Origin of the sequence: Bradyrhizobium huanghuaihaiense (assembly GCF_025200885.1) — a bacterium.
In the GTDB taxonomy this organism is placed as follows: Bacteria; Pseudomonadota; Alphaproteobacteria; order Rhizobiales; family Xanthobacteraceae; genus Bradyrhizobium; species Bradyrhizobium huanghuaihaiense.
Genome location: NZ_CP104172.1, coordinates 6,846,194 through 6,858,771, shown reverse-complemented (window position 1 = coordinate 6,858,771; position 12,578 = coordinate 6,846,194). Strand labels below are relative to the sequence as shown.

Annotated in this window: 8 protein-coding genes and 1 pseudogene; 8 read left to right on the top strand and 1 reads right to left on the bottom strand. The window is 63.6% G+C overall.

Annotated features, from left to right (window positions below; all coding sequences use genetic code 11):
- Window positions 1-8: 8 nt before the first annotated feature.
- The 4 genes from N2603_RS32350 (at window position 9) to N2603_RS32335 (ending at window position 7,370) form a co-directional block, all read left to right on the top strand.
- Window positions 9-1,862 (top strand): caspase family protein, encoded by a 1,854-nt coding sequence (locus tag N2603_RS32350; protein ID WP_260385311.1) that lies wholly within the window; start codon window positions 9-11, stop codon window positions 1,860-1,862.
- A gap of 445 nt (window positions 1,863-2,307) precedes the next feature.
- Window positions 2,308-3,942, top strand: a complete 1,635-nt coding sequence (locus N2603_RS32345; protein WP_260385310.1) for a flavin-containing monooxygenase — start codon at window positions 2,308-2,310, stop codon at window positions 3,940-3,942.
- 69 nt (window positions 3,943-4,011) lie between these two features.
- Window positions 4,012-5,205: a methyl acetate hydrolase AcmB gene (acmB, locus tag N2603_RS32340; RefSeq protein ID WP_260385309.1), complete on the top strand. Its 1,194-nt coding sequence runs from the start codon at window positions 4,012-4,014 to the stop codon at window positions 5,203-5,205.
- Window positions 5,206-5,405: 200 nt separating this feature from the next.
- Window positions 5,406-7,370, top strand: a complete 1,965-nt coding sequence (locus N2603_RS32335) for a sigma-54-dependent Fis family transcriptional regulator (RefSeq protein WP_260385308.1) — start codon at window positions 5,406-5,408, stop codon at window positions 7,368-7,370.
- A gap of 40 nt (window positions 7,371-7,410) precedes the next feature.
- Here N2603_RS32335 and N2603_RS32330 read toward each other — a convergent pair whose 3' ends face one another.
- Window positions 7,411-8,154, bottom strand: coding sequence for an SDR family NAD(P)-dependent oxidoreductase (locus tag N2603_RS32330; protein ID WP_260385307.1), 744 nt, complete (start codon window positions 8,152-8,154; stop codon window positions 7,411-7,413).
- 138 nt (window positions 8,155-8,292) lie between these two features.
- Between N2603_RS32330 and N2603_RS32325 the strand changes: the two genes are divergently transcribed.
- From N2603_RS32325 to N2603_RS32310, 4 genes and pseudogenes are all read left to right on the top strand, one after another.
- Entirely contained in the window at window positions 8,293-9,063 is a 771-nt protein-coding gene (locus N2603_RS32325) for a methyltransferase domain-containing protein (protein WP_260385306.1), read from the top strand.
- Window positions 9,064-9,272: 209 nt separating this feature from the next.
- On the top strand, window positions 9,273-10,274 hold the full coding sequence (locus N2603_RS32320) for a DctP family TRAP transporter solute-binding subunit (protein ID WP_260385305.1): 1,002 nt from the start codon (window positions 9,273-9,275) through the stop codon (window positions 10,272-10,274).
- A gap of 154 nt (window positions 10,275-10,428) precedes the next feature.
- Window positions 10,429-10,860: pseudogene (locus N2603_RS44765) on the top strand (TRAP transporter small permease); the annotation flags it as partial.
- Between the two features lie 303 nt (window positions 10,861-11,163).
- Window positions 11,164-12,405 (top strand): TRAP transporter large permease, encoded by a 1,242-nt coding sequence (locus tag N2603_RS32310; protein WP_425249013.1) that lies wholly within the window; start codon window positions 11,164-11,166, stop codon window positions 12,403-12,405.
- Window positions 12,406-12,578: the final 173 nt, after the last annotated feature.

The following is a 12,578-nucleotide window of genomic DNA, read 5'->3' as shown; positions in this document are numbered from 1 at the left end:
GGGCTGCAATGGGCGCTTTTCGCTGGTTTTCATTGATCTTTTTCATCTGGTTTGGTTGCGGTCCGGCCCATGCCGAGCGCCGGGTTGCGCTGGTGATCGGCAATTCCGCCTACAAGAGCGTGGCGAAGCTCGCCAACCCCGCGAACGATGCCGTCCTGGTCGGCGGCATGTTCAGGAAGGCCGGGTTCGACTGGATCGATACCCGGACCGATCTCAATGCCGCGGACATGCGAAAAGCGTTGCGTGAATTCGGCGCGCGGGCCAGGGACGCCGAGGTTGCCGTCATCTACTACGCCGGGCACGGCATCGAGCTGGACGGGACCAACTACCTGATTCCGGTCGACGCGGCGCTGGAGACGGACAGTGACGTTCTCGACGAGACCGTGGGGCTCGACCGTGCGCTGTTCGCCGTCGAGCCGGCCAAGCAGCTTCGGCTCATCATTCTGGATGCGTGCCGCGACAATCCCTTCGCCAAGACCATGAAGCGGACAGTGGCGGCCCGCGCCATCGGACGCGGCCTTGCCAAGGTCGAGCCGACCAGCCCGAACACGATGATCGCTTATGCAGCGAAGGCGGGCTCGACGGCCTCCGACGGCGACTCCAGAAACAGCCCGTTTGCCGCGGCCCTCGTCGAGCGGCTGCCGACCCCCGGCCTCGATCTGCGCAAGGCCTTTGGTTTCGTCCGCGACGATGTGCTCAAGACCACCGGCTACAAGCAGGAGCCTTATGTCTACGGCTCCCTTGGCGGAGATGACGTGCCGCTGGTCGCGGCGAAGCCGGTCGTCACCGCGCCGCAGGCAAATCCGCAGGACGCGGTCCGCCGCGATTACGAGCTGGCGCTCCAGATCGGCACGAGGGAAGTCTGGACCGCGTTCCTGGCTGAATATCCCGAAGGCTTTTACGCCAGCCTCGCCAAGGGCCAGCTCAACCGGATCGCGGCCGAGGAGACGCGTGCGGCGGCTGCGGAGAAGGCGCGGCGGGCCGAGGACGAGAAGGCTCGGCTCGCAGCGGATCGGGCGCAGAAGGCAGAGCAGGACAAGGCCGCCGCTGCGGCGAAGGCCGCCGAGGATGCGCGGATCGCCGCGGAGAAGGCCAAGCAGATCGAGGAGGCCAGGGCTGCCGCGGCAGAGCAACGGCGCAAGGAGGCGGAAGCCGCGGTGGCAAAGGCTTTGGCCGACAAGGCGGCTGCGGAGAAAGCGCTCGCCGACAAGATCGCCAATGAGAAGGCCGCCGCCGAAATGGCCGCAAGGGATGCGGCCGCGACGAAGGCGCAGGACGGCGGCGAGCTGAAGGTCGCGGCCGCTGCGCCGACGTCGTCACAGCCGAGCCTGTCGCCGCAAGAGGCGGCGAAGGCGGTGCAGTCGGAATTGCGGCGGGTCGGATGCCTCTCCGCACCTGCCGACGGCGACTGGAAGGTGTCCTCGCAGCGATCGCTCGCGATGTTCAACAAGTATGCGGGCACCAGGCTCGACCCGACCGCCGCCGGCCTCGACGCGCTGGACGCGATCAAGGCGAAGCCCGGCCGGGTTTGCCCCCTGGTCTGCGACCGCGGTTTCAGGGCCGACGGCGATGCTTGCGTCAAGATCGCCTGCCGTGCCGGCTACCGCGTCAATGACGACAACGAGTGCGAGAAGATCCAGGACAAAAAGCCAACCGCGAGCCGCGAGCAGTCCAGGGCTCGCGATGCCGAGCGCAAGAGCGACGAGGCTGCACCCGCCAAGCAGCAATCATCCGGCCAGATGATCTGCAATCAGGCCGGCTGCCGTCCCGTCGCTCGCGGGTGCAGGCTCGTCGCCGACACCTCGGCCGGCATCGGCAACGCCGCCGGGATCAACGGACGAACGCGCGAAGTGTGCAACTGATGCGGCGACGGGGCGTTCTCAGATCTGACGAGAGCAGCAAGATAGAGTCGAGCGCTACGTAACCGTGCGAGTTCGCAGGACGGGTAGGGCGCCTGCGGAACACATCACGTTGAAGCTATCGATGGGTTTCGCTGCGCGCGGTCTGTCCTGCCCGCTGAGCGATGCAAGCCCCGGAAGCCTCCGCCAAGGACTCGAAGAGAGGCTGGTCCAACTGCCGTCGTCCTGGCTTGAAATTCCGGTTTCGGAGACCGAAATTCGATCTGGCCGCACGCTCCCCGTTTGAATTTCGAACGGACGGCAAACTGGCTTGCGCGGCCAACACTTCAATGACTGCAAGCGCTTAAATCCAGAAATCCGGTCTGGCACGCAATCTGCGTTTCTCCCCTTGCGTCTCCCACGCTCTGCGGCGGGGAGCAGAACAAAGTCTGACATTGGGAGGGAATGCATGAGTGAGTCCAAGAGTAACGGCGCGGGCAGGCACGAAAGCCTCGACGCAGTGGTGATCGGCACGGGCGTTGCCGGCCTCTACCAGCTCTACAAGCTGCGCGACGAGCAGGGCCTGAGGGTCAAGGCCGTCGATACGGCCACTGGCGTCGGCGGCACCTGGTACTGGAATCGCTATCCCGGAGCGCGCTTCGACTCCGAGGCCTATATCTACCAGTATCTGTTCTCGGAGGAGCTCTACAAGGGCTGGAGCTGGAGCGAGCGTTTCCCGGGCCAGCCAGAGATCGAAAAGTGGCTCAACTACGTCGCCGACAAGCTCGATCTGCGCAAGGACATCCGGTTCTCGACGACGATCACGAGTGCCGTCTTCAACGAGGCAACGCAGCGCTGGACGATCACGACCGACAAGGGCGACACCATCGATGCGCAGTTCCTGATCACCTGCTGCGGCATGCTGTCCGCACCGCTGACCTCGGTGTTTCCCGGACAGGAGACGTTCAAGGGCGTGCTCGTCCACACCGGCCGCTATCCGAAGGAGAAGCTCGACCTTGCCGGCAAGCGCGTCGCCGTCGTCGGCAACGGCGCCACGGGCATTCAGGTGATCCAGACCATCGCCGGCGAGGTCGGCAGCCTGAAGGTGTTTGTGCGCACGCCGCAATACATCATTCCGATGAAGAACCCGAAATACGGGCCGACGGAGGTCGAGGCCTACAAGGCGCGGTTCGAGGAATTCCGAAAGACCCTGCCTCGCTCGTTCACCGGCTTCGAATACGACTTCACCAACGGCGCCTGGAAGGATCTCACGCCGGAGCAGCGTCACGCCGTGCTGGAGAAGATCTGGGATGAAGGTTCGCTGCGGCTGTGGCTCGCCTCATTCGTCGAAATGTTCTTCGAGGAGGATGTCAGCGAGGAGATCTCCGAGTTCGTTCGCAAGAAGATGCGCGCGCGCCTGAAGGACCCCAAGCTCTGCGAGGCGCTGATCCCGACCGATTACGGCTTCGGCACGCATCGTGTCCCGCTCGAGACCAACTATCTGGAGGCTTTTCACCAGGCGAACGTCGAGCTGGTCAGCGTCAAGAACAACCCGATCAAGCGAATCACGCCGCAAGGTATCGAGCTCAGCGACGGAACTTCGTATGGGCTGGACGTGATCATTCTTGCGACGGGCTTCGATGCCGGCTCGGGCGCGCTCACCCGCATCGATATCCGCGGGCGCGACGGCCGCTCCCTGAAGGACGAATGGAGCCGCGATATCCGCACCACGATGGGACTGCAGGTCCATGGCTATCCCAACATGTTCACGACCGGAGCGCCGCTGGCGCCCTCGACGGCGCTTTGCAACATGACGACATGTCTTCAGCAGCAGGTCGAATGGATCAGCGACTGTATCGCCTATCTCAAGAAGAATCACCTGAGCGTCATCGAGCCCACCAAAGAGACGCAGGACGCCTGGGTCGCGCATCACGACGAGATCGCGAACACGACCCTCGTGACCAAGACGAACTCCTGGTACATGGGCTCGAACGTCGAGGGGAAGCCGCGCCGTCTGCTCTCCTATATCGGTGGGGTCGGGACCTACCGCCAGAAGTGCGATGAAGTCGCCTCTTCGGCCTATCCCGGCTTTGCCAAGCAGTGAACGACGCAAGGGGCACGCAAACGCGGCCCCCTTCTTTTTCGCAATTCCAAAATTCGACGGAGGAAACACATGTGCAGAGAATTTGCCGTAGACGCCGACGCAATCCTCAACGAGACCGTCGCGACGGGGACAGGTGTCCCGGGCGTCGTCGCCATGGTGACTGATCGCAACGGCAATATCTATGAAGGTGCTGCCGGCAAGCGTCGGACCGACCGGCCGGAGGCGATGACGACGGATACGAACTTTGCGATCTTCTCGACCACCAAGGCGATCACCGGCACCGCCGCTCTTCAACTGATCGAAGAGGGCCGGCTCGACCTCGATGCTCCAGCGAAGAGATATGCGCCCGACATCGGCAAGCTGCAAGTGATCGACGGCTTCGACGCCGACGGCCGGCCGAAGCTTCGCGCGCCGAAGCGCGACGTGACGACACGCATGCTGCTGCTGCACACCGGCGGCTTCGGCTACGACTTCTTCAACGAGAACTATCTGCGCCTGGCGACCGACCACGGACAGCCGAGTGTCATCACGTCGTCGAAGGCTGCGATCATGACGCCGCTTCTGTTCGATCCCGGTTCGAAATGGGAGTACGGCACGAACATCGATTGGGTCGGGCAGGTCGTCGAGGGCATCACCGGCAAACGGCTCGGCGACGTCTTCACCGATCGCATCTTCAAGCCGCTCGGCATGGCGAACACGACGTTCGAGATCAACGACACGGTGCGCAGCAGGCTCGCCGGCGTGCACGCCCGTAACGCCGACGGCTCCCTCACGCCGATGGACTTCGAATTGCCGTCAAATCCGGAGGTTCATATGGGGGGACATGGCCTCTACAGCACGGTCGGCGACTACATGCGCTTCATTCGGATGTGGCTGAACGACGGGAATGGCCCGCACGGCCGGGTGCTCAAGGCGGAGACCGTGAGGATGGCGGAAAAGAACCATCTCGGCGATCTCAAGATCACGGCATTGCCGGGGGTGATCAAGTCGCTCTCTAATGATGCCGAGTTCTTCCCGGGCCAGTCGAAATCCTGGTCGTTCACGTTCATGGTCAATGACGAGGAGGCCCCGACGGGGCGGCCGGCCGGAGCGCTCGGCTGGGCTGGCCTCGCAAACCTGTTCTACTGGATCGACCGGCAGAACGGCTTCGGCGGCTATTGGGCAACCCAGATCCTGCCGTTTGGCGATCCGGCTTCGTTCACCGGGTATTTGCGCTTCGAGACGGCCTTCTATGACACCCTGCACCGCCGCAAGGCAGCGTAGGGACCTGGCAGGTCCAGACATCAGGCGCGCCTTTCGGCTTCACGGCTTTCGCAGTGCGGCCGGAGGCGCGCCAAAGTTGCGCCGCGATCCGATTGTCAGTTGCGCGTTGGCATGGAATGATCTCAAGATCGGCCGATCAAGCTCGGGGTCCCTCAACAACAAGAAGATCTTGGACCGCTCAGCGCGTCAAAGGAGGAAGCGTGTTGGGTCAGACGCCAGAGGAAGCTTTTGCGAATCCAGGCATTGAACGCGACGTCCTGACGAGCTGGGAGCACTTCCTGTCCGGGACCGGCGCCGGCGGCCGGGTCGTTCGGCCCGCGATCAACGATTCCTGGCTGCGGAGCCGGAAATCGGCCGTGGACTACCGACGCAGCCAGGCTCCAATGCCGATGAACGACGAACGGCTGCACTGCCTGCTCGACAAGCGCACCCGCCTGGTCCACGCCGGCGCCTCGACCATGGCCCTGGCGCGCGACTACATGCGCGAAACAGGCACGGTCATGGTCCTGACCGACGTCGACGGCATCGTGTTGCGCCTGGAAGGCGATACCAAGCTCGCGCTGCGCAATGCCGTGGAGAAGACGCACCTGCTGCCCGGCAGCAATTGGAGCGAGGCGACCTGCGGCACCAACGCGATCGGCACGGCGCTGGAAACCGGCCAGGCCATCCAGGTGCATGCCACCGAACATTTTTGCTCGGGCATCCAGCGCTGGACTTGCTCGGCTTCCGTCGTCCACGATCCCATCGACGGCGCGGTCATCGGAGCCATCGACATTTCCGGGCTGTCGGATTCCTACGGACGACAGGCACTCGCATTGGCGATCTCGGCGGCTGCGCGCATCGAGGCGCATCTGCTCCAGATGGAGCTGGACGCCCGTTACCGGCTTCTCGATCAATGCTTTTGGATGCTGCCTCCTTCGGACCGCCACCATGCCGTGTTGTTCGATAGCGCCGGGCGGCCCTTCAAGGCGAATGGCGAGATGGCGCAGATCTTACGCGACCTCGGTGCGCCGCAGAGCCAGTCGAATTTCCCGCTCCTTGGAAGCAGCGAGGATCGTCCCGGGACCAATCTGCGGCCGGCCTGGATCAAGGAAGAATGGCTGAGACCGGTGGCCTATCAGGGCGAACATCTTGGAACGGTCATGGTGGCGCCGAAGCCATGGGTTTCGAGCAGGTCCGTTTTGCCATCCGCTCAAGGTGAAGCCAAGGCATTCACCAACATCATCCATGCAGAGCCCAAGATGCACGCGGTGGTCGAAAAATGCCGCCGTGTCGGCACGACCGCAGCTCCCGTCCTGTTGCTTGGTGAGACCGGTGTCGGCAAGGAGGTTTTCGCTCAAGCCATCCATTCGGCATCTCCGCGCCGCGGCGGCCCGTTGGTCGTCGTGAATTGTGGCTCCGTCTCGCGCGAGCTGCTGGCGAGCGAGCTGTTCGGCTATGTCGACGGCGCGTTCACTGGCGCACGGCGTGGCGGCATGGCCGGAAAGATCGAGGCTGCGTCCCGCGGCACCCTTTTCCTCGACGAAATCGGCGAATTGCCGCTCGATCTCCAGCCCATGTTGCTGCGGGCTCTGGAGAATGGCGAGATCAGCCGGGTCGGCGACGCCGTGGCCCGCAAGGTGGACTTCCGCCTCGTCGCCGCGACCAACCGCGATCTGCAAGCCGAGGTTGACGCACAGCGCTTCCGCAGGGATCTGTACTACCGTCTCGCGGTCGTGCCCGTCGTCATACCGCCGCTGCGGGAGCGCTGCGATGACATTCCGCTGCTGGTCGATTATTTCGTCGCCCAGGCAAGGTCACGCTACGGCCTTGCCGATCGCCGTTTTGCGCCGGAGGTGCTCGAGCGCCTGCGCCGGTATGGCTGGCCCGGCAACGTTCGCGAACTGCGAAACTTGATCGAGAGCCTGATGCTGACCAGTGACGGCGACCCGATCGAACCGTCGGATCTGCCTGACAGCATCCGGCGGACGGAAGATGCATGCGAACCGGGCCTGTCTCTGGCTGAGTCAGCCGAACGTGACTTGATATCGCGCACGCTGCGGTCGTGTAGCGGCAATGTGACGGCGACCGCGTCCGCGCTCGGTCTCGCCAAAAGCACTGTCTATGCAAAGCTGCATCGTTACAACATCCGCTTGGACCCGAGCTCTGCAAACCCCGCACGTTGATGTCGCCGCAACGTCCGCCGCGGCGTCGGGCGTTGCGCTCCTAAAACTGATACCTCCGCAAGCCCCCATCCACCGGGATCACCGTGCCCGTGATGTAGCGCGCCACCGGCGAGGCCAGGAACACCGCGAGTGCGGCGAGGTCCTCCGGCTCGCCCCAATAGCCGACCGGGATCTCCTCTTCCGCAAAGCGCTCGCGATAGTCAGGCGGATAGTTGCGGCGGATCTGCTCGCTCATGATGCGGCCGGGCGGGATGCAGTTGATGGTGATGCCGTGCTCGCCGATCTCGCGCGACAGGCCCTTGGCCCAGGCGTGCACGGCGGCCTTCGCGGCGAAGGCGGCGTTGAGGCCTTCGGGCTCTGACTTGCCGGTGATGTTGACGATGCGGCCCCATTTGCGCGCGATCATCTGCGGCAGCAGCGCATGCGCGATGCGACGGTAGCTCGTGAAGTTCAGCGCGATCGCCTCGTCCCATTTGCTGTCGGGCGCATCGACGGGCAGGGGACGGCTGCCGCCGGCATTGTTGACGAGGATGTCGACATGGCCGAGCTCCTTCACCGCGCAGGCGGCGATCCTCTCGGCCGCGTCGCTGGTCATCACATCCTGCTCGAACGGCGTGATCAGCCCGGAGCCAACTTCCTTCACCAGCTCGGCGAGCAGGTCGGTGCGTCGCGCCACGCCTAGGACACGGACGCCTTCGGCGGCGAGGCCCTTGGCGATGGCGCGGCCGATGCCGATGCTCGCACCCGTGACGACAGCGGTTTTCGATTTGAGTCCGAGGTCCATGGTCGCACGCCCTCTTGTCTGTTTTTTGCTTGTTCGTTTCCTGCCCTGTCCCCGCCGGGTCATTTGCCCGACCGGGACGAGCAGTGGTAACCAAGAGCCTCTGTGAAGGAAACACGAAAAAGAAAAAGGCGTTGAGCGATGGTCTGGGATCCGCAGCAATATCTGAAATTCTCCGGCCACCGGCTCCGGCCCGCCCTCGACCTCCTGATGCGGATTCCGGATTTCGCGCCGCGCGAGATCGCCGATCTCGGGGCGGGCGCGGGCAACGTCACCAAGCTCATCAAGGAGCGCTGGCCGGATGCGACCGTGACCGGCGTCGAGGGTTCGGCCGAGATGGTTGCCGCCGGCCGCAAGGCGGCGCCTGACGTGGAGTGGTCACATGAAGACCTCGGCCGGTGGCGCCCGACGAAGCCATATGACTTGATCTATTCCAATGCCGCACTGCACTGGCTGCCCAATCATGCGGCACTGTTTGCGTCGGTGATGGAGAAGGTGAAGCCCGGCGGCATGCTCGCGGTGCAGATGCCGCGCAATTTTCTCGCGCCCTCGCATGTGCTGATCGGCGAGACCGCGCTTGATGGTCCCTGGCGCTCCAAGGTCGAGCATCTCGTCACCCCGCCGCCGGTCGAGGGGCCGGCCTTCTATCACGATGTTCTTGCTCCGATGTCCGCCAATATCGACATCTGGGAGACCGAATATCTGCAGGTACTCGAAGGCGAGAATCCCGTGAAGGAGTGGACCAAGGGGACGTGGCTGACGCGCTATCTCGACGTCCTGCAGGGCGACGAGAAGGCCGCGTTCGAGGCGGCGTATGGGATGCGGGTCGCGAAGGCGTATCCGAAGAATGCGGCGGGGCAGACGCTGTTCCCGTTCCGGCGTCTGTTCATCGTTGCCCAGCGCAAGAGCTGATGGCATTGCCGCAATGCGGCATAAAGTTCGCTTCGTCGTAGCGGAGCGGGTGCCGGGTTGCGCATGCAGCTCTCGTCAAGATAGCTTGGCCGCAGAAAATTGGGCTTAGGTCTAGTTGTTCGGGTGGCGGATTGCTGCCACTACTAATGTGCCAAACCGGACTGCAAAACAAAAAAGACCCGGTTTTAGAGGTTGTTGGGAGGTTCTTCATGCGCAAGCTGCTCCTTGCGGTTGCCGCCGCGGCCATTCTCATGATGCCAGCGATCGGCCAGGCCCAGAACCCTATCGTCATCAAGTTCAGCCACGTCGTCGCCAACGACACGCCGAAGGGGAAGGGCGCACTGAAGTTCAAGGAGCTTGCGGAGAAGTACACCGACGGCAAGGTCAAGGTCGAGGTCTACCCCAACTCCACGCTCTACAAGGACAAGGAGGAGATCGAGGCGCTCCAGCTCGGCTCGGTGCAGATGCTCGCGCCCTCGACCGCGAAATTCGCGCCGCTCGGGATCAAGGAATTCGAGGCGCTCGACTTGCCCTGGCTGTTCAAGGACGACATCACCTATTCCAACGCGATGAAGGGCACGATCGGCAAGTGGCTGTTCCAGAAGCTGGAGGCCAAGGGCATCACCGGGCTCGCTTATTGGGACAACGGCTTCCATATGGTCTCCGCCAATCGTCCGCTGACGAAGCCGACGGATTTCCAGGGGCTCAAGTTCCGCATCTCAGGATCGAAGGTTGCCGATCAGTATTTCCGCCTGGTCGGCTCGATCCCGCAGATCATGGCGTTCTCGGAAGTCTACCAGGCACTGCAGACCGGCGTCGTCGACGGCTGCGAGAACACCGCGTCGAACTACCTGACGCAGAAGTTCTACGAGGTGCAGAAGGACATCACCGTGTCCTATCACGCCCATCTGCAATATGCCGTCATCGTCAACTCGAAATTCTGGTCGGGCCTGCCGCCTGACATCCGCCCCCAGCTCGACAAGGCGATGGCGGAGGCGACCGAATACACCAACTCGATCGCGCGCCAGGAGAACGAGGACGCGCTGGCCGAGATCAAGAAGACGGGCAAGACCAATCTGCATTATCTGACCGACGCCGATCGCAAGGCGTGGCAGGAAGCGATGCAGCCGACTTATAAGTGGGCAAAGGGCCGGGTCGGGCAGGAAGTGCTCGATCTCGTTGCCAAGGAACTCGACGTCAAGATGAACTGACGGTTGCGTTCGAACAAGAACAACATGAACGGTCGGGAGTGATCGCACTCCCGACCGTTTCGCTCTTGAAAGACTGGCTAATTCCGGGGGGCTGAAGTTGCTGCGCGTGCTGAATCGTTTCCTCGATCATCTCGAGGAGTGGCTGATCGCGACGATGATCGCGGCCGCAACGTCGCTCATCTTCGTCGCCGTGCTGCACCGCTACGGTGCCGGGCTGTCGATCGACATCGCCAAATGGGCGGAGGCCCGCAGCCTGAGCTTCATTGCCGTGCCCGCGCGCGCGACGTTCGTCTGGCTTGCCGCCCTCGACCTGTCCTGGGCGCAGGAGCTTTGCATCTACATGTTCATCTGGATGGCGAAGTTCGGCGCGGCCTATGGCGTGCGCACCGGCATCCATGTCGGCGTCGACGTGCTCGTCAACGTCCTTCCCGGCGGCTCGCGCCGCCGCGTCATCACCTTCGGCCTGCTGTGCGGCGCGCTGTTTACCGCGATCGTTGCCTATTTCGGCGGCGCCTTCGTCAGCCAGATGTGGCAGACCGGCCAGCAGTCCAACGACCTCGAAGCGCCGATGTGGATTGTGTATCTCACGATCCCGCTCGGCTCCGGTTTGATGTGCTTCCGCTTCCTGCAGGTCGCATGGTCGTTCTACCGCACCGGTGAGCTGCCGCATCACGACATGGCGGGTGTCGAAGGCGTCGAGCCGGACCCGGTGCACCCGGCGCCGGTCACGCGCAGCCAGGTCGTCCGCGACGAGCGCAGCCCGCTCGGTTGGATCCTGATGCTGCTGCCGGTCCTGATCGTCGCGGTATGTTTCGCTCATGCGGGCCACGTCATCACGCTGCCGCAAGGTCTGCGCGTCGCCATCGTGTTCGCGCTCCTGCTCTCGTTGATGCTCACGGGCATGCCGATCTCGATCGCGCTCGGCCTGACCGTGCTCAGCTTCATGTTCACGCTGACCGACGTGCGAACGGAATCGGTGGCACTGAAGCTGTTCACCGGCATCGAGAATTTCGAGATCATGGCGATCCCGTTCTTCATTCTCGCCGGCAACTTCCTGACCCATGGCGGCGTCGCGCGCCGGATGATCGCATTCGCGACCGCGCTGGTCGGCCACTGGTACGGCGGTCTGGCCTTGTCGGGCGTGGTGGCCTGCGCGCTGTTTGCCGCGATCTCCGGCTCCTCGCCCGCCACCGTTGTGGCGATCGGCTCAGTGATCCTGCCCGCCATGATCACGCAGGGGTTCCCGCGGCGGTTCGGCGCGGGCGTGATCACGACCTCCGGCTCGCTCGGTATCCTCATTCCGCCGTCGATCCCGATGGTTCTCTATGCCGTCTCGACCAACAGCTCGGTGGGCAAGCTGTTCATCGCCGGCATCGTGCCGGGCCTAGTGCTCGCGTTCCTGCTCGGAGCTACGACCTTCTACCGCGCCTGGCGCAACGACTATCCGAGGATGCGCAAGGCGACGTTCGCGGAGCGCTTCGACGCGTTCCGCAAGTCGATCTGGGGCATCCTGCTGATCGTGATCGTGATCGGCGGCATCTACAGCGGCCTGTTCACGCCGACCGAGGCCGCCGCCGTCAGCGCGGTCTACGCCTTCATCGTCGCGGTGTTCATCTACAAGGACCTGAAGCTGCGCGACGTGCCGCGGGTGCTGCTGTCGTCGGCGAATCTCTCCGCGATGCTGCTCTACATCATCACCAACGCCGTGCTGTTCTCGTTCCTGATGACCTACGAGAACGTGCCGCAGGCGCTGGCGCAATGGATGATCGACCAGGGCCTCGGCTGGATCGGCTTCCTGCTCGTCGTCAACCTCCTGCTGCTGCTGGCCGGCAACGTGATGGAGCCGTCCTCGATCATCCTGATCATGGCGCCGATCCTGTTTCCGGTCGCGATCAAGCTCGGCATCGACCCCATTCATTTCGGCATCCTGATGACGGTCAACATGGAGGTCGGGCTGTGCCATCCGCCCGTGGGCCTCAACCTCTATGTCGCCTCGGGCATCGCCAAGATGGGAATCACAGAGCTCACGGTCGCGGTGTGGCCGTGGCTGCTGACGATGCTGGGATTCCTCGTGGTGGTGACGTACTGGCCGGGCCTGTCGCTGTGGTTGCCGCGGCTGCTGGGGATGTAGAGCCAGCATGTTCAAGTGAGCGTCGGAGCCCGGATGGAGCGAAGCGTAATCCGGGGCCGATTCGCTTGTGGCACGATTCCCGGATTGCGCTTCGCTCCATCCGGGCTACGCACCTCTTCTCCCGGCGATGGCAATCACGCGCAAGATGCGGTTAGATGCCTGCAACCGGCCGG